Origin of the sequence: Hoyosella sp. YIM 151337, from assembly GCF_026041215.1 — a bacterium.
Taxonomy (GTDB): Bacteria; Actinomycetota; Actinomycetes; order Mycobacteriales; family Mycobacteriaceae; genus Hoyosella.
Map to the genome: position 1 here is coordinate 265737 of NZ_JAPEIQ010000039.1, position 22405 is coordinate 288141.

Annotated in this window: 18 protein-coding genes; 14 read left to right on the top strand and 4 right to left on the bottom strand. The window is 62.1% G+C overall.

The genetic code is table 11. The features are described from left to right. Window positions 1–2 precede the first annotated feature (2 nt). Together ileS and ONR57_RS19385 are read left to right on the top strand one after the other, a co-directional pair. A complete protein-coding gene (ileS, locus tag ONR57_RS19380; protein WP_265125253.1) occupies window positions 3–3134 on the top strand; it encodes an isoleucine--tRNA ligase in 3132 nt (1043 codons plus the stop codon). Window positions 3135–3324: 190 nt separating this feature from the next. Next, window positions 3325–3819 carry a hypothetical protein gene (locus ONR57_RS19385; protein WP_265125255.1) on the top strand — a complete coding sequence of 165 codons (495 nt, stop codon included), beginning with the start codon at window positions 3325–3327 and terminating at the stop codon, window positions 3817–3819. A 64-nt stretch (window positions 3820–3883) separates the two neighbouring features. Here ONR57_RS19385 and ONR57_RS19390 read toward each other — a convergent pair whose 3' ends face one another. Further along, window positions 3884–4855 carry a hypothetical protein gene (locus ONR57_RS19390; RefSeq protein WP_265125257.1) on the bottom strand — a complete coding sequence of 324 codons (972 nt, stop codon included), beginning with the start codon at window positions 4853–4855 and terminating at the stop codon, window positions 3884–3886. A gap of 76 nt (window positions 4856–4931) precedes the next feature. On the opposite strand from ONR57_RS19390, the gene lspA reads away from it, so the two are divergent. Genes lspA through rarD form a run of 4 tightly spaced genes read left to right on the top strand, consistent with a single transcriptional unit; the run spans window position 4932 to window position 8009 of the window. Then, window positions 4932–5495: a signal peptidase II gene (gene lspA / locus ONR57_RS19395; protein ID WP_265125259.1), complete on the top strand. Its 564-nt coding sequence runs from the start codon at window positions 4932–4934 to the stop codon at window positions 5493–5495. 29 nt (window positions 5496–5524) lie between these two features. Beyond that, window positions 5525–6433, top strand: a complete 909-nt coding sequence (locus ONR57_RS19400) for an RluA family pseudouridine synthase (protein WP_265125512.1) — start codon at window positions 5525–5527, stop codon at window positions 6431–6433. Window positions 6434–6484: 51 nt separating this feature from the next. Further along, window positions 6485–7072 (top strand): hypothetical protein, encoded by a 588-nt coding sequence (locus ONR57_RS19405; RefSeq protein ID WP_265125261.1) that lies wholly within the window; start codon window positions 6485–6487, stop codon window positions 7070–7072. Window positions 7073–7088: 16 nt separating this feature from the next. Beyond that, window positions 7089–8009 (top strand): EamA family transporter RarD, encoded by a 921-nt coding sequence (rarD, locus tag ONR57_RS19410; RefSeq protein WP_265125264.1) that lies wholly within the window; start codon window positions 7089–7091, stop codon window positions 8007–8009. Between the two features lie 19 nt (window positions 8010–8028). Here the strand turns inward: rarD and speB are convergent, their stop codons facing one another. Continuing rightward, a complete protein-coding gene (gene speB / locus ONR57_RS19415; protein WP_265125266.1) occupies window positions 8029–9021 on the bottom strand; it encodes an agmatinase in 993 nt (330 codons plus the stop codon). A 99-nt stretch (window positions 9022–9120) separates the two neighbouring features. Between speB and ONR57_RS19420 the strand changes: the two genes are divergently transcribed. From ONR57_RS19420 to ilvA, 7 genes are all read left to right on the top strand, one after another. After that, entirely contained in the window at window positions 9121–9777 is a 657-nt protein-coding gene (locus tag ONR57_RS19420; protein WP_374116492.1) for a helix-turn-helix domain-containing protein, read from the top strand. Window positions 9778–9784: 7 nt separating this feature from the next. Beyond that, window positions 9785–10564 (top strand): carbon-nitrogen hydrolase family protein, encoded by a 780-nt coding sequence (locus ONR57_RS19425; RefSeq protein ID WP_265125514.1) that lies wholly within the window; start codon window positions 9785–9787, stop codon window positions 10562–10564. A 27-nt stretch (window positions 10565–10591) separates the two neighbouring features. Next, a complete protein-coding gene (locus tag ONR57_RS19430; protein WP_265125268.1) occupies window positions 10592–12289 on the top strand; it encodes an NAD(P)/FAD-dependent oxidoreductase in 1698 nt (565 codons plus the stop codon). A gap of 111 nt (window positions 12290–12400) precedes the next feature. Further along, the gene (dnaE, locus tag ONR57_RS19435; RefSeq protein ID WP_265125270.1) at window positions 12401–15940 is read left to right on the top strand and encodes a DNA polymerase III subunit alpha; all 3540 of its coding nucleotides are present in this window, start codon (window positions 12401–12403) and stop codon (window positions 15938–15940) included. A gap of 34 nt (window positions 15941–15974) precedes the next feature. Next, on the top strand, window positions 15975–17276 hold the full coding sequence (locus ONR57_RS19440; protein WP_265125272.1) for a serpin family protein: 1302 nt from the start codon (window positions 15975–15977) through the stop codon (window positions 17274–17276). A gap of 26 nt (window positions 17277–17302) precedes the next feature. Next, window positions 17303–17740 carry a nitroreductase family deazaflavin-dependent oxidoreductase gene (locus ONR57_RS19445; RefSeq protein ID WP_265125274.1) on the top strand — a complete coding sequence of 146 codons (438 nt, stop codon included), beginning with the start codon at window positions 17303–17305 and terminating at the stop codon, window positions 17738–17740. Window positions 17741–17858: 118 nt separating this feature from the next. Further along, the gene (gene ilvA, locus ONR57_RS19450; RefSeq protein WP_265125276.1) at window positions 17859–19217 is read left to right on the top strand and encodes a threonine ammonia-lyase IlvA; all 1359 of its coding nucleotides are present in this window, start codon (window positions 17859–17861) and stop codon (window positions 19215–19217) included. Here the strand turns inward: ilvA and ONR57_RS19455 are convergent. Then, window positions 19214–19750, bottom strand: a complete 537-nt coding sequence (locus ONR57_RS19455; RefSeq protein ID WP_265125278.1) for a TetR/AcrR family transcriptional regulator — start codon at window positions 19748–19750, stop codon at window positions 19214–19216. The genes ilvA and ONR57_RS19455 overlap by 4 nt on opposite strands. A gap of 153 nt (window positions 19751–19903) precedes the next feature. Between ONR57_RS19455 and ONR57_RS19460 the strand changes: the two genes are divergently transcribed. Further along, on the top strand, window positions 19904–20362 hold the full coding sequence (locus tag ONR57_RS19460; RefSeq protein ID WP_265125280.1) for a hypothetical protein: 459 nt from the start codon (window positions 19904–19906) through the stop codon (window positions 20360–20362). Here ONR57_RS19460 and ONR57_RS19465 read toward each other — a convergent pair. Beyond that, window positions 20359–22041, bottom strand: a complete 1683-nt coding sequence (locus tag ONR57_RS19465) for a hypothetical protein (RefSeq protein WP_265125283.1) — start codon at window positions 22039–22041, stop codon at window positions 20359–20361. The two genes, ONR57_RS19460 and ONR57_RS19465, sit on opposite strands and share 4 nt — an antisense overlap. Window positions 22042–22405 lie beyond the last annotated feature (364 nt).

The following is a 22405-nucleotide window of genomic DNA, read 5'->3' on the forward strand; positions in this document are numbered from 1 at the left end:
AGGTGTCCGGCACCGCGACTACAGGCAAGTATCCGCTCGTCAGCTTCCCCGGAGCTGACCAGGCGTCTCCGCGCTTCCCTGACCTGGAGAAAGCAGTCCTCAAACAGTGGGACGCCGATGGCACCTTCCGGGAGAGCATCGCCCGTCGTGCGGATGCGCCCGAGTTCGTGTTCTATGACGGTCCGCCCTTCGCTAACGGGCTCCCGCATTACGGCCACTTGCTTACGGGATACGTGAAAGACCTGGTGCCGCGCTTCCAGACGATGCTCGGCAAGAAGGTCGACCGACGATTCGGCTGGGACTGCCACGGCCTGCCAGCCGAGGTCGAAGCCGAAAAACAGCTCGGTATCACCCACAAGTCTGAGATCGACACGATGGGCATTGCCGAGTTCAACGACGCATGCCGCACGTCGGTGCTGCGCTACACCCACGAGTGGCAGGAATACGTCACTCGGCAGGCCCGGTGGGTTGACTTCGATAACGACTACAAGACCCTCGATACCGACTACATGGAGTCGGTGATGTGGGCGTTCAAGACGTTGTGGGACAAGGGCCTCGTCTACGAGGGTTTCCGGGTGCTCTGGTACTGCTGGCGCTGTGAAACTCCGCTCTCTGCGACGGAAACCAAGATGGACGATGTGTACCGGATGCGCCAGGATCCGGCCGTCACGGTGGGAATGTCGCTCAAAGGTGAACTGGCGGATACCCAAGCCCTGGTGTGGACGACCACGCCCTGGACTCTGCCCTCCAACCTCGCGATGGCAGTGCACTCAGAAGTCGAGTATGTCCAAGTGCAGGCGGAAAACGGAAGCAAGTACCTGCTCGCTGAAGCACGACTCGGTCACTACCAGCGTGAGCTCGGCAAAGAGCCGGAAATCCTCGCGCGCTTCACCGGTGCGCAGCTTGTCGGCACACAGTACACTCCGATCTTTCCGTTCTTCGAAGGACGTGAGAACGCACACCAGATACTGACTGCCGACTACGTAACAACCGGCGACGGCACGGGCATCGTCCACATCGCACCGGCCTTCGGTGAGGACGACAAAGCAGTTACTGACGCCGCCGGTATCGACGCCGTGGTACCGGTCGATTCTCGCGGTGAGTTCACCACCGAGGTACCGCCGTACGCCGGTCAGCAGGTATTCGATGCGAACAAAGCGATCATCGCCGACCTCAAACAGGCCGGTGTGCTGCTTCGTCACGAAACCTACGATCACCCGTACCCGCATTGTTGGCGCTGCAACAACCCGCTCATCCAGCGGGCAGTGTCGTCCTGGTTCGTGGAGGTCACCGCCTTCCGCGACCGCATGGTCGAGCTGAACAAGCAGATCAATTGGGTGCCCGAGCACATCCGCGACGGCCAGTTCGGCAAATGGCTCGAAGGAGCCCGCGATTGGTCGATCAGCCGTAACCGATACTGGGGCAGCCCAATTCCGGTGTGGAAATCGGATGATCCCGCGTACCCCCGCGTGGACGTGTACGGCTCACTCGATGAGCTTGAACGCGACTTCGGCGTGCGCCCGAAAGATCTCCACCGGCCGTACATCGATGACTTGACCCGGCCGAACCCAGACGATCCAACTGGCACGTCAATGATGCGGCGCGTACCCGAGGTGCTGGACTGCTGGTTCGAATCGGGCTCGATGCCTTTCGCGCAAGTGCACTACCCGTTCGACAACCGCGAGTGGTTCGACAGCCATTACCCGGGTGACTTCATCGTCGAATACAACGGGCAAACCCGCGGCTGGTTCTACACGCTGCACGTTCTCGCTACCGCGCTGTTCGACTGCCCGTCGTTCCGCACCGTCATCGCGCACGGCATCGTCCTCGGCGATGACGGTCTGAAGATGAGCAAGTCGAAAGGCAACTACCCGGACGTCAACGAAGTGTTCGAGCGTGACGGTTCGGACGCGATGCGGTGGTTCCTGATGGCGTCACCGGTGCTGCGCGGCGGCAACCTCATTGTCACCGAGCAAGGCATCCGTGAAGGCGTGCGCCAGGCGCTGTTGCCTATCTGGAACGCGTGGAGCTTCCTGCGGCTATACGCCGACCGCCAAGCCACGTGGCGCACCGATTCTGAGCATGTGCTCGACCGTTACATCCTCGCGAAGCTGCGTGAGTCCCGTGACATCATCACGGAGTCGCTGGAAAGCAATGACATCGCGACCGCGTGTGACACTCTTCGGCAGTTCAGTGATGCCCTGACGAACTGGTACGTGCGCCGCTCGCGTTCCCGGTTCTGGGCGGGCCAGGACACGCAGGCGGACGCCTTCGACACGCTCCACACGGTGCTGGAAGTGACGTGCCGCCTGGCGGCACCGCTACTGCCGCTGATGACTGAGGTGATCTGGCGCGGGCTGACGGGTGGGCGCTCAGTTCACCTCACTGATTGGCCTGCCGCGGAGGACATTCCCGCAGATTCCGGACTGGTTGGGGCAATGGACGAAGCACGGGCCGTGTGCTCCACAGTGCTGAGCCTGCGCAAGGCGCAGAAACTGCGTGTTCGGTTGCCGCTTGCGTCGCTGACCATAGCGGCGGCCGATGCGGAACGGCTGCGGCCCTTCACTGACATCATCGCCGACGAGGTGAACGTCAAACACATCGACCTCACTACCGACGTGGACGTGCACGGCCGGTTCGAGCTCGCAGTCAACGCGCGTGTGGCAGGACCGCGGCTTGGCAAGGATGTCCAGACGGCGATCCGGGCGGTGAAATCGGGGGACTGGACGGCGAACGACGACGGTACGGTCACCGCTGCCGGGATCACGCTTCTTCCAGAAGAGTTCACCCAGCGGCTCGTCGCTGCGGAACCGGAGTCCACGGCCGCGCTGCCCGGTGGGGCAGGCGTCGTCGTCATCGATCTGACGATTACGGAGGAACTCGAGGCGGAAGGCTGGGCGAAAGACCGGATCCGGGAACTGCAGGAACTGCGCCGCACGCTCGGCCTGGACGTCTCTGATCGCATCAAGGTGTCGCTCGTCGTGCCGGATGACTGCCGACAGTGGGCGCAGCGTCATGCCGATCTCATCGCGGGTGAAATTCTGGCGGTTGATTTCGCGGTTGCCGCCGGTGACTCCGACGCTGTGGGCCACGACCTGGGTGGAGGCATTCGTGCGGTGGTCGAAATAGCGTAGGTGCCGATCGCAACTCCTGTGGCCGGTACCACATATTAAGAAGTGATTGTGGATGCGGCAGGTATCCGCAATTGTTCGCTGGCAGGGCCGTACTATCTGTGGGCAGAGACTGCTCGTGCCGATGTGGCCTGCCAGTGCGTCACATCGGCGTGATGAGAAGTAAAGGACTGTGTCGTTGAAACTTCGTAGCATGATGATCGCAGGCGTAGCGCTCCCGGCGCTTGCCCTGTCTGCGTGTGGTTCGGACGAAAACGGTGAGGCTCGGGATGACGCCGCCGGTACGACCGCGGCGCCCACCGCGGAGTGTGAGGTTCCCGCCGGTGACACTCCCACGAGGGACGAGCTGACGGCGATTCTCGATGATGCGCTTGACCCCACGCTGCCGGATGAAGAGAAGGCGAACCTCATCGAAGGCGGCGGGGATGACCCCGAGGTGTGGGCTCAGCTTGCGGAGCAAGCTGCGGCGAACCCGGATATCCAGTACGAGATCTCCGATGACGCGAACGCCATCTTCCCGCTTGATGAGTGCACACTGACCGCGGACTTCACGCTCCAGATCGCGCCAGACCAGGAACCGAACACGGGAATCCTCACCTTCGTCGCCGAAGACGGCGAGTGGAAGCTGTCCCGCGAGGACGCGTGTGGTATCGCGACTTCGTTCGGCATCGAAACGGAACTCTGCTGAACCGCTGCTAGCTAGGCTCACAACACGCTGACAGACCCTCATGGTCTGTCAGCGTGTTTGTCTGTCAGGGCGCGGACCAGCCAGTCGTCATCGACACCCGCTGACGGGCCGTGTAGCCGGTGTCGGGGTCCGAGTACAGCTGAGTGCCTCGCACACTGGTGCTGCCTTCGGCGGGCAGTGGCCGCTCGAGGTCAACCGTCAGTGCGCCACCGCCGCTAACGTCGAACTCGTCAACAGATATCCGGCCCTCATCGGGGACTTCCAGATAGGGGAGACGCGGCTGCTGCTCTATCTCGAGGTCCAGTAGCGCGGCCGTGCCCGAAACTTCTCGCAATGTGACGGTGGTGCGCTGCACGATCTCCATGCCGCTCTGGGCGACGGGCTGCTCGATCGTCCAGCGCGCGCCAGCGCCGACCGGCTCTTGCGGAAACACGACCATGCCGTACACCGCTTGGAACAGGGCTTGCTCAATGGTGCTGCGCGCGACGTCGTCAGCCTCAGCATTGGGTGTGATCCGCAGCTCGGGGACCGACCCATCCGACATGATCGACAGGCCAGCGACACTTCCCTCGGCGGCACCGAGAGAGTAATTCACGATCGCGTCCCGGCTCTCGGCCCGCCCGATTGTGAACGTGACCGTCCACTCGCCGCCTTCGGCCGCGACGACCTCGCTGTCGAGCGGAACCGTGACCGCGGGCCGCGACAAGTCGGCTTCAGGCTCGTCGCCCAGCTGCTGGAACACCTCAGAAGTCACGGTGAGGACCGTGCTGTGCCGCGCGCCTTCGCTGAGATCAGGAGCCAAAATCTGCCGGGGCTCCGCTCCAGGTTCCTCCACAGTCACCGTGACGGGCGGCACGGGAATAGCGAACTCCTGTGCAGTCTCCTCTGCGGCCCCGGGCTCATCTGCAGGCTCCGAGCCGATCGTGCACCCGGTTGCGAGCGTGAAAACGAGGAGACCGGCAGCTGTGCCGCGCGCACCGGCAGTGCCACGGTGCCGAGCCCTGTTGGACCGGGGAAGAAAGACAGGAAAGATCACAGGTGCGAGGGTAATGCACGCCACGCACGGACAGGCTGAGGACTGTCCGTAACCCGAGATAAGGGATGATGGCAGTGTGAGTCACGACGAGACGGAAACCGATAACCAACAGCCTCGCCGCTTGCGCCTGCTCTTTTCTGTGGCAGCGATTGTGCTCGCGCTCGATGTTGCTACCAAGATCATTGCGGTGGCTGCCCTGGAAGACAGGGAGCCAGTGCGGTTGCTCGGAGGCGCCGTGTACTTGGCGCTGTACCGCAACCCCGGCGCTGCCTTTTCCATGGCTACCGGTATGACATGGCTATTGACCATCGTCGCGATCACAGTGGTCGTCGTCATCATCAGGCTAAGCCGCAACCTTCGGTCCTTGCCGTGGGCGCTCGGCCTCGGACTGGTTCTCGGTGGTGCCCTGGGAAACCTCATTGACCGCTTGTTCCGCGCGCCAGGCCCGATGCGGGGGCACGTCGTCGATTTCGTTTCGCTGTTCGCGCCCGATGGCAGCGTCTGGCCGGTGTTCAACGTCGCCGATCCGGCCATCGTTGGTGGTGCAGCTTTCCTCGTGGTGCTGACATTTCTCGGCTACGACCCCGACGGCCAGCGGCATTCGAAGAAGGAGAACGCGGACAACGAGGGCAAGCGATGATGGCGCATTCGTCGACGACGACGCGGTCGATGCCGGTGCCAGACGGGCTGGAAGGAATGCGTGTCGATACGGGCCTCGCGCGGCTGCTCGGTCTGTCCCGGACAGTTGTGGCGTCTTTGACAGACAGTGGTGCAGTGCACGTTGACGGCGCTGTCGCAGGCAAATCCGATCGACTGCATGCGGGCTCTTGGCTTGAAGTTGAACTTCCGGAACCGAAGCGTGAGCCGGTGAACCGGCCAGAGCCTGTTGAAGGCATGACAATCTTGTACGCCGATAGCGACGTTGTGGCCGTCGACAAGCCTGCGGGCGTGGCGGCACACGCCAGCGTGGGCTGGACCGGGCCGACCGTCCTTGGCGGTCTCGCTGCTGCCGGGTATCGCATTTCGACGTCGGGCCCGCCGGAACGGCAGGGGATTGTTCATCGTCTGGATGTCGGTACATCTGGCGTGATGGCCGTGGCGGTCTCGGAACGCGCGTACAGCATCATGAAACGCGCGTTCAAGCAGCGCACTGTCAAAAAGCAGTACCACACGCTGGTGCAGGGGCATCCGGATCCCAGCAGCGGCACGATCGAGGCGCCAATAGGGCGGCACGGCAGTAATGACTGGAAGTTCGCGGTGCGCCCAGACGGTAAACACAGCGTCACGCATTACGACACTCTCGAGGCCTTCCAGGCGGCGAGTCTGCTCAGCGTGGATCTTGAGACTGGCCGCACCCATCAGATCCGAGTGCATTTCTCCGCGCTGAAACATCCTTGCTGCGGCGACTTGACGTACGGCGCGGACCCACGCCTCGCGCAGCGCCTCGGATTAGAGCGGCAATGGCTGCACGCCTGCTCGCTCGCCTTTGCGCACCCGGCGGATGGGCGCTGGCTAGAAATCACCAGCGAGTACCCGGACGACTTGCAGCGCGCACTCGGCGTGCTGCGGGCCCACTGAGGGCCAGCCACCAGCATGCTGACTCGCTCGTGGCGACATTGGTGGTGGACGATGGCCGCAGCCTTCACAATGTTCCTGGTCATCGTGGTTGTCATCGGTATGATGACACCGCCGCGAAACAGCGACAACGTGCGCACCGACCGGCTTGGCCCGATGAGCGGTGAATCGGCAGGGGAGTACGCGGCCCGAGCCGCAGCGGCTCTCGACCAAGCAGGCGCACTGGATCACTGGGGGCTTGTGACGTTCGATCCGCCCGCTTCTCCTGCTGTCGTCATCAGTGCGGTGGGTGACGTGCGGATCTCGCGAGTCGTCGTCGACGGAAGTTCGGGAGCGCGGGCAGAGGACGAAGCGTATCGGACCCTTCCGGATATGCCGATCGATCTGCCCGCACCAGTCGAAGGCCGGAATACGCCGGGCGATGCGCTGGAAACTGCAGTGGCTGCCGCATTGTCACGGATCCGGACCTTCCGCGGAGCGTTTGACGACGGGGTGACCCCGGACTGCGCATGCATCGTCGGTGTGGTGGTCCGCGGGGACGGGGACACACTCCGGGCGGCGGCCCGGCAGGACGCTGTCGCGACGGTGGAACCGTTGGCTGGTGACGCGGTGTGGGGTCACTTCGCGGTCCGCGCCCGTTAATGAGATATTTCTTCGGGTGAAGCGCTCCCGGTTTGCCCCCGCTGACGGCGTTGCGTTTGGTGCGGGCGCCTATGCGTGCTGGGGCATGTTTCCGGCGTTCTTCGGGCTCTTGGCCGCTTCTGCACCGTTGGAGATTCTTGCCCACCGCATCGTGTGGACCGCGGTGCTCATGGTGCTCGTGGTCGCAATGTTTGGCCGGATACGCCCGTTTTTCGCGATGGGTGGACGGTCCTGGGGATTGGTGGCCGCGGCGTCGCTGTTCATCACCATCAACTGGGGTGTTTACATCTTCGGCGTGGTGACGGGCCGCGTGGTTGAGACAGCGCTCGGTTACTTCATCAACCCGCTTGTCAGTGTCGTGTTCGGAGTGCTTCTCTTCCGGGAGCGGCTCAGCCGGGCGCAACTCGTGGCGGTGGTCATCGCGGTCACCGCCGTTGTGGTCCTCACACTCGATTACGGGCGCCCGCCGGTCATCGCGCTGTGTCTCGCGTTCAGCTTCGCGATGTACGGCGTAGTGAAGAAGGTAATGCCACTGGACCCCCGGTTGAGCGTCGCCGGTGAGGCACTCATTGCCGCCCCCTTCGCGCTGGGTTTTCTCATTGTGCTTGGTGTGGCCGGTTCGGCCACTTTTGTGAGCGAAGGCCCGGCCCATGCCGCGCTGCTGATCGCCGCGGGGCCCGTTACCGCGGTGCCGCTGTTGCTGTTCGCGGTAGCCGTGCAGCGGGTGCCGCTCGTGACGATGGGGATTCTGCAGTACCTCACTCCCGCCCTTCAGATGGCGTGGGGCATCCTCGTGCTCCGAGAGGACATGCCAGCGTCACGATGGTTAGGTTTCGCGCTGATCTGGTGTGCGCTCGCAGTTTTCACCGCTGATTCAGTGCGACGGGCCCGGCGGCGCGCGACGGCGCGCGCGGTTGTGCCCCAGGGTGCGCCCTGACATTATCCGTCAGTGCTTCTCATACTGGGCCGTTAGCGGCGAGGACCGAGAGGAGTTCGTAGGCAACATGCGCGGCAGCGATGCCTGTGATTTCTGCGTGGTCGTACACAGGAGCAACTTCAACGATGTCCGCACCCACGACGTTCATTCCGGTGAGCCCGCGCAGCGTCTGGAGAAGTTCCCTTGACGTGAGTCCGCCGGCCTCGGGCGTGCCCGTGCCGGGAGCATGCGCGGGATCTAGAACGTCGATGTCGATTGATACGTACACGGGACCGCCCGCGAGCCGCCTGCGCATTCGATCGATGATGCTCGTGACTCCGTCGGTCTGAAAGTCGTCTGACCGCACGATCTGGAACCCCAGCACCGAATCATCTTCCAAGTCCCTTTTGCTGTACAGGGGGCCGCGGATACCGATGTGCTGTGACCGTTCCATGTCGATGAGGCCTTCCTCGCTCGCCCGGCGGAACGGCGTGCCGTGCGTGTAATGGGCTCCGAAGTAGGTATCCCACGTGTCAAGGTGGGCATCGAAATGCAGGACGGCGACCTTGCCATGGTCTCGGTGCAGAGCGCGCAGGATGGGCAGCGCAAGAGTGTGGTCGCCACCCAGCGTGAGCACAGTAGATCCCTCCTGCCGAAGTGCGGTGATTGCGGTTTCCACCGTACGAAGCGCCTCATCGATACTGAAGGGGTTGACACCAAGGTCGCCCGCATCCGCAACTTGCTGCGCAGCGAATGGGTGGACGTCAAGTGCGGGGTGATACGGGCGCAGCAGCTTCGACGACGCGCGGATATGTGACGGTCCGAAGCGGGCGCCGGGCCGATAGCTCACGCCCGCGTCGAACGGGACGCCCAGAATGGCGACGTCAGCTCGTGAGACCTCGTCGAGTCGCGGCAGGCGGGCGAACGTGGCTGGCTCAGCGAAGCGCGGCACGCGAGTGGCGTCGACTTGACCGACGGTCTCTTCAGCCCCGTTGGGGCTGGTGATCCGCGGCAGATCAAAAGGAGCGCTCATTTCTCCTCCGACAAAGCTAGGAATAAAACGTATGGTTTCCCAGCCGGAGCATGCTGTCAACCCTTGTTTCCTGGCAGGAGAGGTGTATATATTCTGGACGTGCCGGACATTAGTGAGGGCGGGAGCGGCAAACGAGCCCCCGACGCGGCACGCATAATCGGGGCTCGTCTCAAAGCGGCGCGCCAGGCTCAGCGGCTTACGCTCGATGATCTCGCCGCCACCTGCGGTCTCACCAAGGGCTACTTGTCGAAAATCGAGCGCGGCAACTCGAGCGCCTCCGTGGCAACCCTTATCCGCATCTGTGGCGCCCTAGAGTTACCCGTTGGCTCGTTGTTCGAGGCTGCGCCGGTCGGCGATGTCGTGCGCGCCGGGGCGTATCCACCAATCGCATTCGGTGGCGAGCGAATGGCTGAGTATCTGCTATCCCCACGCAGTGAGCGGCGACTGCAGGTTCTTCTCAGTGAAATCGAGCCGGGCGGTGGCAGTGGGACCGAGGCCTACGCGCTTCCTGTGGACGTCGAGTTCGTGCTTGTACTCGACGGGGAACTGCGGATCGAGGTTTCTCCGGCCGGAGATTCTCACACGCCAATTCAGGACGCCGGACCAGCGGCACCGACCGCTGGCTCCATTGACCTCGGAGCAGGAGATGCATTGACCTTCACACCGAGTCGGCAGCATGCATTCACCGCGATCGGGCCGGCGGGTGCGCGTGTGCTGTGGGTGCTCGCCCCGGCGCTTCCTGAAGGCGGCCGCTGACGTGACCGTGGTTCGAGCAGCGCTCTTTCAGGGGCCGGCGCAGCCGGGTTCGATCGCCAGCAACCTCAACGCTATCGGCCGCGCGGCTCATTCCGCCGCAGCGGCAGGCGCGGATATCCTCGTCACGCCGGAGCTATCCAGCACCGGATATAACGTTGGCCAGCGGATGATTGAGTTTGCGCAGCCGAGCACCGGGGAGACGTGCCGCCGCGTGTGCGAGATGGCTCGCGAGCACGGCATCGCGATCGGGTGCGGATACCCGGAGAGCGACGCAGGCGCCGTGTTTAACAGCACTATGATCGCGGGCGCAGATGGCCACTCTCTCGCGCACTACCGCAAGACTCATCTGTACGGCGACTATGAACGATCGGTATTCGCGCCTGGGCAGGACTTGGTTGCCCAGTTCGATTTCCATGGGGTTCGCTGCGGCGTGATCACCTGCTATGACGTGGAATTTCCCGAGACGGTCAGGGCGCATGCGGACGCTGGTACCCAGTGGCTGCTCGTACCCACTGGCCTGATGCGCCCATTCGAGCACGTTGCACTGCATATCGTCCCTGCCCGCGCGTACGAGAGCCAGTTATTCATTACCTACGTGAATCGGTGCGGGAGTGAACACGGACTCGAGTTTTGTGGCCTCAGTTGTGCGATCGCTCCGGACGGGGGCGAACTGGTGCGCGCGGGCGCGCACGAGGACCTCCTCATAGCGGACATCGACACCACCGTTCTTGACAGGTCTCGCGCGGTAAACACCCACCTCAGTGACCGGCGGCGGGATCTTTACTGACACACGAACAGGCAGGAGGTCTTCACCATGACGATTCCGGTGACGCATGACAGCACCGCTGTTGATACCGATATCCGGCCCCTCACGATGTTCGGTCCTGATTTCCCTTTTCCGTACGACGACTACGTCGCGCACCCCGCCGGGCTTGGCTCGATTCCGCGGGAGCGCTACGGCGCAGAAGTCGCGATAATCGGTGGCGGTCTCGCGGGCATGGTCACGGCTTACGAACTTATGAAGATGGGACTGAGGCCGATTGTCTACGAATCGGATCAGATCGGAGGCCGCATGCGTTCCGTGAGTTTTCCGCAAGCCCCAGGCGTGGTAGCGGAAATGGGTGCGATGCGGTTCCCGCCATCGTCGACCACGCTTTTCCACTACTTCAATCAGCTCGGCCTGCGGACGTTTCCGTTCCCCAATCCGCTCGCGGAGGCGACGCCGAGCACCGTCATCGACCTTAAGGGCGAAACGTATTATGCCCGCACGCTTGACGATCTGCCCGAGGTCTTCCGGGACGTTGCTGACGCCTGGCACAAGACCCTAGAAGACTATGCAGGGGTCGGACCGTTACAGGACGCCATCAGACGGCGCGACACCACGACGCTCAAACGGCTCTGGAATGAGTTGGTTATCCGTCTCGATGACCAAACCTTTTACGGATTCCTCGCGGCGTCGAAACACTTTGGCTCGTTCCGGCTGCGTGAGATCTTCGGTCAAATCGGGTTCGGCACCGGCGGCTGGGATACCGACTATCCGAATTCGATACTGGAGATTCTTCGCGTCGTCTGTACTGCCGCGGACGACCATCACCGCGGTGTAGTGGGCGGATGCCAGCAACTCCCGATGGGATTGTGGGAACGCGCGCCCGCGTCGCACGAGGGCATGGCGCATTGGCCTGCGGGAACCAGCGTGAGCGTGCTCAACGGTGGACGGCCGCGGCCGCGCGTCACCGAGCTGCGCCGAACCGCCCCGCGCAACTACACAGTGACTGACGCTAGCGGTGAAATCCGCACCTATTCGGCGGTCGTTTTCACCGCGCAGAGCTGGATGCTTCTCGGTGGCGTACGGTGTGACGACGATCTGTTCCCGATCGATCACTGGACGGCGATCGAGCGGACGCATTACATGGGTTCGACTAAGGTGTTCGCGCTAGTGGACCGGCCATTCTGGAAGCAGCGAGACCCCGCGACCGGCCGGGAACGGCTCAGCATGACGCTTACCGACCGCATGAGCCGAGGAACCTATCTGCTGGATCACGGTGATGACGCACCAGCGATGATGTGCCTGTCGTATACATGGGCCGATGATTCGCTCAAGCTGCTCCCGCTGAATGCGGCTGAGCGAATGGATCTCACGCTGAAATCACTGCGTGAGATCTATCCCGCGGTCGATATCCGCAGGCACGTGATCGCGACGCCGGTCACGCTGACGTGGGAGACCGAGCGAGACTTCATGGGCGCTTTCAAAGCGAACCTGCCTGGTCACTACCGGTACCAAGAGCGACTGTTCAGTCACTTCATGCAGGAGGAGCTGGCTCCGCGGCACCGGGGAATCTTCCTTGCTGGTGATGATATTTCGTGGACTGCGGGCTGGGCGGAAGGTGCCATTCAGACGGCGCTGAACGCGGTGTGGGGCGTCATGCGTGACTTCGGCGGTGGCACCGAGGTGGACAACCCGGGTCCCGGGGACCGGTTCGCGGAGCTCGCCCCGCTTCGGCTCAGGGACTGACTGCAGCGGCTGGGCGGAAAATTGTCAGAGGGTGCGCCTAGCATGAGTGAGCCGTGGTAGTCGTTAGGCTTGGGCGACGCGGCAGGTTCGCTGGAGCGGGAGAGGGTGCGCGTGACTGATTCGGGGTCGTTTGTCCATCTGCACAACCACACCGAGTACTCGATGCTCGATGGTGCCGCGAAAGTCAAGCCGCTGTTTGCGGAGGCGAAGCGTCTCGGCATGAAGGCCGTGGGCATGACCGACCACGGCAATATGTTCGGTGCTAGCGACTTCTATAAAGCGGCTGTCAGTGCGGATATCAAGCCGATCATTGGTATCGAGGCGTACGTCGCGCCAGAGTCGCGGTTCAACCAGAAACGTGTCCGCTGGGGTGACCCCTCGCAGAAATCCGACGATGTTTCCGGCAGTGGTGCATACACCCACATGACAATGGTCGCGGCGAACGCGACGGGCCTGCGGAATCTGTTCAAGCTGTCGTCATTGGCATCCATCGAGGGCCAGCTCGGCAAGTGGCCGCGAATGGATGCTGAGCTGATCGCCCAGTACTCGGAAGGCATTATCGCCACGACTGGCTGCCCCTCCGGCGAAGTGCAGACGAGACTCCGCCTTGGGCATGAGCGTGAGGCACTCGAGGCGGCTGCCAAGTGGCGTGAGATCTTCGGTCCGGAGAACTTTTTCCTCGAGCTGATGGACCACGGAATCTCCATCGAGCGCCGCGTTCGTGAAGGTCTGTTGGAGGTGGGGCGGAAAGCAGGAATTCCCCCTATCGTCACGAATGACTGTCACTACGTGACGGTGGATCAAGCCCGGAGCCATGAGGCACTCCTGTGCGTGCAAACCGGAAAGACGCTGAGCGATCCGACACGCTTCAAATTCGATGGCGACGGCTATTACCTGAAATCTGCAACCGAGATGCGTGCGATCTGGGATGAAGAAGTACCCGGTGCGTGCGACAACACATTACTCATCGCCGACCGCGTCGAATCGTATGAAGATGTGTGGACCCACCGGGACCGGATGCCGGTCTTCCCGGTCCCGGGAGGCGAGACCCAGGCGACCTATCTGCAGCAGCAAGTGCATGCCGGCCTGCAACGTAGGTTTCCAGATGGCGTGCCTCCGGAGTACACAAAGCGTGCGGACTACGAGCTTGACGTCATCAACCAGATGGGCTTTCCCGCATACTTCCTCGTAGTCGGGGATCTCGTTTGGCATGCCCGGGAGGTGGGAATCAGGGTCGGCCCCGGTCGTGGTTCCGCGGCCGGGTCACTGGTGGCGTTCGCTCTCGGAATCACCAACATCGACCCAATTCCCCATGGGCTGCTGTTCGAGCGGTTCCTCAACCCCGAGCGTGTCTCGATGCCGGATATCGATATCGACTTCGACGACCGCCGGCGCGGCGAAATGGTGCGGTACGCGACCGAGCGGTGGGGAAGTGATCGGGTCGCACAGGTGATCACGTTCGGCACCATTAAGACGAAAGCGGCGATCAAAGACTCTGCCCGCGTCCTGTTCGGGCAACCAGGGTTCGCGATTGCTGACCGGATCAGTAAGGCGCTGCCGCCACCGATCATGGCTAAGGACATCCCGCTGCACGGGATCATGAATCCAGACCATGAACGCTATAAAGAAGCCGTCGAGGTTCGGTCACTCATCGAGACCGATCCGGATGTTCGCAAAATCTACGAGACCGCCCTTGGCCTCGAGGGCCTCATTCGTAATGCCGGTGTGCATGCCTGCGCAGTGATCATGTCATCCGAACCGCTGATGGACGCGATTCCACTGTGGAAACGGCAGCAGGACGGCGCGATCATCACGGGATGGGACTACCCATCATGTGAAGATATTGGCCTGCTCAAAATGGACTTCCTCGGTTTGCGCAACCTCACTGTGATTGGTGACGCAATCGAGAACCTCAAAGCCAACCGTGGCATCGATATCGACCTCGACACCCTCGCGCTCGACGATCCGAAAGCGTATGAGCTACTCGCCCGCGGTGACACACTCGGCGTGTTCCAGCTCGACGGCTCGGCGATGCGTGACTTGCTGCGCCGCATGCAGCCCACCGGCTTCGAAGACATCGTGGCGGTCCTCGCGCTGTACCGGCCTGGCCCCATGGGCATGAACGCCCACAACGACTACGCAGACCGCAAAAACGGTCGTCAGGAAGTCCGGCCAATCCACCCTGAGCTCGAGGTGCCGCTCAAGGAGATCCTTGCTGAGACTTATGGCCTGATCGTTTACCAAGAGCAGATCATGCAGATCGCTCAGAAGGTCGCAGGGTACTCACTCGGGCGCGCAGACATTCTGCGCCGCGCGATGGGTAAGAAGAAGGCCGAAGTCCTCGCCGCGGAGTTCGATGGCTTCCAGGAAGGCATGCGCGCCAACGGCTTCGGTGACGATGCAATTAAGGCGCTGTGGGATACGATCCTCCCGTTCGCTGGATATGCATTCAACAAGTCGCACGCAGCCGGTTACGGGCTCGTGTCGTACTGGACGGCCTACCTGAAGGCGAACTACCCGGCCGAATACATGGCGGGCCTCCTCACATCGGTCGGCGACGACAAAGACAAGGCGGCGATCTACCTTTCCGACTGCCGCAAGATCGGCGTGACTGTGCTGCCGCCAGACGTCAACGAATCTGAACACAACTTCACGTCGGTGGGGGATGACATTCGGTTCGGCCTTGGCGCCGTCCGCAACGTCGGTGCCAACGTCGTGCAGGCGATTATCAAGGCACGCAATGAGAAAGGCCATTTCGGCTCCTTCTCGGATTACCTCAACAAGGTCGACGCCTCCGCTTGCGGAAAGAAAGCGATCGAATCGCTTATCAAGGCCGGAGCTTTCGACTCACTCGAGCATCCACGGAAGGGACTCGTTCTCGTCCACTCCGATGCTGTCGATTCCGTGATGAGTACGAAGAAAGCCGAAGCGATGGGTCAGTTCGACCTTTTCGGCGGTGGCGGTGCGGACGACGAAATCGCCAGCGTATTCGAAGTCAAAGTCCCTGACGAAGAATGGGACACCAAACACAAACTCGCGCTCGAACGGGAAATGCTCGGTCTTTACGTATCTGGCCACCCCCTCAACGGAATCGAGCACCTGATAGCTGCGCAGACCGATACGCAGATCACCGCCATCCTCGAAGGTTCGGTCAAAGACGGCACCCAAGTCACTGTGGGAGGCATCTTCGCGTCCGTCACCCGGCGCGTGAACAAGAACGGCCAGCCCTGGGCTGCCGCCCAACTAGAAGACCTCGAAGCTGGAATCGAGGTGATGTTCTTCCCGCAGGCGTACTCGTTGTTCGGGATGGAAGTGGCGGAGGACGCCATCGTCCTGGTGCGTGGCCGTCTCAAGGTGCAAGACGACCGGATATCGATAATCGCGAACGACCTCGTCGTGCCTGACCTCTCGGAAATAGGTGTCGCGCAGCCCATCTCAGTCAGCATGCACACTCGGATGTGCACGCCCGACAAAGTGGGCGCGCTCAAACAGGTCCTCACCCGGCACCCAGGGCAAGCGGACGTGCATGTTCGCCTGATCACTGGCAGCCGCACGACAACGCTGAAGCTCGATGACGGCTACCGCGTTACGCCATCATCGGCGCTCATGGGCGATCTCAAAGCGCTGCTTGGCCCGGGTTGTTTAGGGTGAGACGAGGGAGTTGACGAGAAGGGAGAGTGCTGACGTGATAGTTCGTAGAGCAATGACCCTGGGCGCCTGCGCTGCGCTAGTGCTCGCCACGGCGTGCGCCACCGAACCCGAGGCAACCAACAACGGCACGATCACGCAGCCTGAGGCAACCGCCAACGGCGAGACCACTCCACCCGATGCAGCTGACCCGCTCGTGACAGGCCTTTACGATTTCGCCGAACGCTTCGGCCAGTCAGTTCTGACCGAGGGGGAAAACTCGGTGTACTCGCCCCTTAGCATCGCCTACGCTTTCGCAATGCTGCGTGCCGGTGCAGATGGCGAAACCGCCAGTCAGCTCGACGACGTGTTCGGCTTTCCCGCAGATGGACTCGCGGAAGCAGCGCGCACACTCGCTCAACAAACAGTGACGATCGACGACGCCCCACCGCGGACTGAGCCCGGGGAAGCCCGCGGACCAGATGACGAGCCGCAAGACCCAATCGTCGCCATCGCAAATGGGCTCTTTGTTCAAGACGGGCTCACGCTCGAGCCAGAGTTCACCGAAACCCTGGCCGAGTACTACGGCGCTCGGCCCATTGATGTCGACTTCGCCAGCCCAGAGGCTATCCAGACGATCGACGAATGGGTGGACGAGCAGACTGCTGGACGCATCGACCGCCTTTTCGACGAACTCGACCCAGAGACCGTCGCGGTGCTCGCAAACGCGATCTACATGAAAGCCGAATGGGAACATCAATTTACCGAAACTGCAACGGAAGACAGTGAATTCACATTAGGCGACGGTTCCACTGTCACTGTGCCGATGATGAGCAAGGACTCACTCTCACTGCGCTACTTGACTGGGGGTGGCGACGCTGAAGGCTGGAGCGCCATCGAGTTGCCCTATGCCGGAGGTGAGCTTTCCATGTGGCTCGTGCTGGCTGACCCGTCGGGTGAGACCGGCACGCCAGCCGCACCGAATCTCAGCGCGAGTCTGCTCGAACAATTGCACCAAGGCGGAGAGACTGTTTCCGTGGATGTTGCCCTGCCCCGATGGGACTTCGGAACCACGATCGAACTCTTGGGTCAGCTTCGTGAACTTGGGCTCACCGACCTCACCGACCTTGACGGGATAACACCTCAATTCGCGGTGAACGATGCGATACACCGCGCGAACATCACCGTCGATGAGCAAGGCACGGAAGCTGCCGCCGTTACCGGAGTAGCCGGAGTGACCAGCCTCCCGCCGGATGCTGAGATCCAGTTCAGAGCTGACCGCCCCTTCAGCTTCGTCGTCATGCACACGCCCACCGGCGCCCCACTTTTCGCCGGAGCAGTGGAAAACCCACTGCAATGAATCGCTAGTTGATGTTGACTGTAACTATGCCTCTCCATGGTGAGTACGAACCCAGTCCTGCGGACTACGTCCGCGAACAAGTTGAAACCTACGAGCGCACACACGGCGAAGAGGCCAACACGATGGGCGGCAAACCAGTCGTCATCGTTACCACCCTGGGCGCGAAAAGCGGCAAGCTGCGCAAGGCCCCGCTCATGCGGGTTGAACATGGCGGCAACTACGCAATCGTCGCGTCAATGGGTGGCGCGCCTACGCATCCCGTCTGGTACCACAACGTGCGCGCCAACCCGCTGGTCGAGCTTCAAGATGGCGGCGTGAAGAAGGACTACATCGCGCACGAGTCCACTGGCGAGGAACGTCAACTCTGGTGGGAACGCGCCACGGACGTGTGGCCGGACTACAACGAATACCAGAAGAAGACTACCCGCGAAATTCCCGTAATCGTGCTCGAACCCGCTGGTTAAACGCCTTCATACGCCCCTGGTTTGTTACGAGCTGTCACAAGCGCCTTCGTAACCAATGCATATCAGGCGGGGCAAAGTGAGTGTGTATCCGCGCCCGATTAATGGCAGCATAGGTCGGGTGTCTACAGTTCCCCGCGTTGAAGCTGCGACCACCCCGATCAGCCGTGCCACGCTGACCGCTGCCGACATTGATGCAGCGGCCGAGCGTATTAACGGCATTGCGTCGCAGACCCCTCTCGAGAAGTGTGAACGCTTGTCGCAGGCAACCGGTGCGAACATTTACCTCAAGCGCGAAGATCAGCAACGTGTCCGCTCGTACAAGCTCCGTGGCGCCTACAACCTCATGGTCCAGCTCAGCGACGATGAGCGTGCGGCCGGTGTGGTGTGCGCGAGCGCCGGCAACCACGCGCAGGGAGTGGCTTTCGCGTGCCGTGAGCTCGGGATACAGGGGCGTATCTATCTGCCGTCCAACACACCGCGCCAGAAGCGTGACCGTATCCGCGCCCACGGTGGACCATACGTCGCCTTAAAGGTGACCGGGCCAACCTACGATGAGGCAGCTGCAGCGGCGCTGCGTGACTGTGAAGCCTCCGGAGCGACACTAGTGCCCCCGTTCGATGACCCGCGGACGGCCGCCGGGCAAGGCACCGTTGCAAAGGAGATCACGGCTCAGCTCGACGAGCAGGTTGATGTCGTCGTCGTGCCTGTCGGCGGTGGCGGACTCATCGCCGGAATGACAGCGTACCTGCACGAGCGCTCACCATCGACGACGATCGTCGGTGCTGAGCCTGCTGGCGCGGCATCGATGATCGCTGCCCTCGCCGCGCGCGGCCCGGTAACCCTGCGCGACATCGATCCCTTCGTCGATGGCGCAGCAGTGCGGCGGATAGGCGACTTCCCGTACGCGGTGCTCTCCGCGGCAGGTGCGACGGCAGTCACGCACGCCTCGTTGCCGCTCGTCGCATCAGTGCCTTCGCCGCGGCATCCCGGTGACATATCGCTGCTCAAAGTCGACGAGGGTGCTGTCTGTACAGAAATGCTGGACCTCTACCAGAACGAAGGTGTGATCGCTGAACCTGCTGGTGCGCTCGCCGTGGCCGCGCTCAGGCAAATGAAGTTCGAGCCGCACCAAAACGTGGTATGTGTGATCTCCGGCGGCAATAACGACGTTTCCCGCTACGGCGAGATCGTTGAACGGTCGCTCGTGCACATGGGGCTCAAGCACTACTTCCTGGTGAACTTCCCGCAAGAGCCCGGTGCGCTGCGCCGATTCCTCGATAAGGTTCTGGGGCCGGACGATGACATCACGCTCTTCGAGTACGTCAAGCGCAACAACCGCGAGACCGGCGGGGCGCTCGTCGGAATCGAACTTGGCAGCGCCGACGGCCTTGAGCCATTGATGCAGCGGATCAGGAAGTCAAGTATGGAGGTAGAGCACCTCGCGCCCGGCAGCCCCGCATTCCGTTACCTGATTTAGCGATCGCCGGATTGTGCCAGTCGTTCGACGACTCGCCGGTGCAGTTCAGGATCCGGGGGCGGCATTCCGAGCATTGCCCCGAAGTAGATACCGTCGCCGGCGAGTCGCACTATCTCAGCGAGGACGGGGTCCTCGATCTCGTTTTGCAGATGCTCGTCCCAGCCTCGGAGCACGGCAATGACAGCGTCGCGGAGCGCGTGGTTCTGGCCATCGACGCTGTGCAGGGCTGCTAACAGTGAACGGTAAACCTGCAGGTCCGCCTCAGCCGCAGCATCAGGGCTCTGTAGATAGAATTCAGTGATCGAACTCCCAGCCGAGACCGCATCGTCCAGTTGCTTGTCCGCACGCTCGCCGAGACGGGAGACAAGTCCTAACAGAAGGGCATCTTTGCTCGGGAAGTGGTACAGCAGGCCGCCCTTGGAAACGCCCGCTTCAGCAGCGACGGCGTCAAGTGTCACTTGAGCAGACCCGGTAGCAAGCAGTAGCTGTTCGAGTGCGTCGAGAATGCGATCCCGAGTTGAGCCATTTGTCACGCTTCCGACTATACCGGCTGGACGGTTTTGCCCCGTCGGTGCACGTTTAACCGCTCACGGAAGGTCAGCGGGTATCCGCGTACAAATGGTCACGGCGTGCGGTAAATTCTTCTGGTCCGCGTTGTGCGGCGGCGCTGGATACGGAGGACATCAATGACGAAATCGCTGCGGGATGTCTTGATCTCGGACGAGGAAAGCCGCGAAGCGTTCGTCGTTCAGGCGCGCGCTGTGCTCGACGACGAAGTTCGGTCGAAGCGCGGGCCCACCGGCGTGATGCTGAAAGGTGCCTACAAGACCGTCAACGCTGTCCATGCGACGTTCGTCAATGGAGTGATACGCGTTCTGCTGCCTGACTTCCTTGATCGGATGCAGCCGCACTGGGATGCGTTTGCCTCATCGGGGCAGCCAGATTTCGGACAGTTCCTGGCGGGCCAGGGGGACGAGGCGGCGGACGCACTGCTCGCGGTTGTAGATGCACGCGCCGAGGCGTCGTCGTATCGCAGCGTTGCGAAGCTCTACGGGCAACTGCGTGGGCAGGGACACAAGCATGTCGTGTTAGCCCTCCCGGCAGTGGGCGCGTTGATTCAGCGGGAAATGCGTAAATCTGTCTAAGTTGCCGGGGGTGCCTCCGCGTCCTCGCCGCCAGAATAGTCCTTTTCACGGGCGGTGAGTGGAACAGGCATGCGCGGCGTCTCGCTCCCCCGCACCAACAATGCGACTGGGAGGTCTGCAAAAAGCTGAGCGGCGGCGGCCGCGCGGTGGTGCCGTCTGCCCGTCAGTACGTCGCGCCACCAGCCCTCTGGGAGTGGCAGCGCGGTATCGCCCCAGTCCGGACGGCCGTCAGATTGAGGTAATGACTCGGGCAGCCGCGTCACGGCAACAACTAACTCGGGAAGCGAGTGCTCGCGCGCCCGCTCGAATGCGATGACGTGGGTTTGCGCAGCGCCAATGGGAGCGATCGCTTCGTAATCACCGCCGACGAAGAGATCTGGCCGCTCTTCCCGCAACCGCAGTGCGGAGCGAAAGAGGAAAAACCGGGCGAGATCTGTCGTGTATTCGGCCCTCTCGAGCACCGGGTCGTCCGATTCCGCCGCGCCAAGTTCGACGGCGAGTTCGCGGCAACGGGCGAGGAGCGTCACGAGGCTATCTGTTTTCTTCCAAAGCTCGCTGCCTGCGGTAACAACCGGCAGGCCGGGACCCATGATGTGCAATAGGGATGCCGCGACGTTGGTGGTCTGCTGCGCGGGCATCGCGTTGGGTGGTCCAGGTTCCGGCGGCACGGGTACCCCTGAAAGACTGCGGGGCCAATATCGTGCGACGTCCGCCAGGTAGAGGTGAAGCTCGGAGCGAGGTACGTATCGCTCGGCAGCGGTTGCGCTGGAGGCCGATTTTCGGTGGAACACCCCAGCAATCTCACGTGTGATGCTCGCTCCGTTGGCGCCGTCGACAGACAGCTCCGCATCGAGCACCTGGGGCTGCCATTCCATCTGGTCGACGACCAGCAAACGGTCTGACCCTACGGCCGCGCGCAGCCACTGTAGGTAGCCGCGCGGGTCACCGAGATCCTCGAGTCCGCGAACACACAACCCGTCGAGAATCCCATCTGCCACGAGCGCACGCAGCTGCGCATGCGTACGGTCAAAGACAGCCGGATCTTCCTGGCGCAGCGCCGCAAACAACGCTGAACCGCGGGCGATGCGATAGTTCGGATGCTCTTTTTCTGAAACCAATCTGTAAGGCTGGTGGCGAAGCATCTGGTCGACGGGCAAGTGCGAGGTCCCGGCTGCGAGCGGGAACTCAAGGGGGGAACCAGCGAGTAGCAACCGATCCCCTGAACTGACGACAGGCGTGCTCGCTGCATTGTCCAAATAGGGGAGTCGCAGCTGGTGATACGGATCTGCGTCGAAATCTGCGTCGACGACGCCGGCGTAGGGGGAGTGTCGTCCGCGAGACAGGACGTCCCACCACCAGGCATTGTCGGCGGGACGCGACACATCCGTGCACGACGGAGTGATGTCGATGACCAGCCCGATGTCTCGGGAATGAGCTGCGGTCGCGAGACTGGAGAAATCGTCGAGATCGTACTGCGCCGGTATCACCCCAGTGGCCGCTGTAGCGGCACTCCCGGAAGGAGCGGCCAGCCACAAATGGGAAATCCCCATCCCAGCGAGATAGGTAAAGAACTCATGCCGGACGCTGACGGGCAGCCAGTTGCCGCCCCCGTCAAGATTGACCCGGTAAAGCGACACGAGTGGACGCTGCTGGTTGCGCAGCGGTCGTCGGACGGTCACTGAACCATCTTGTCACTAACGCACGGGCTTCGACCTGCATGACGCGATTTCGTGCTGCATCGTTGCGGAGCCCGAGGGCCAGGCAACCGGCAAGCGCTCGAAGTCCGACTGCGATCAGTGTGCCTCGTCAGGCAAAACAATGTGCTTGATATTTCAATTCGCTGGGCGGGATATTGAAATTGCAACTTTCAAAATATAAACGACGCTTTGGTGCGAATACGGTATTTAAGTTGCAGTGAAGAATCGATAGAATAGCACCGTTACATTTGGACTCAATCTCTCTTGGAGGCTGCAATGGCCGTCAAACAAAGAATTGGCCGAGTCCTGGTTGTGGGTGCTCTCGCAGCAGGCGCGACACTCGGGG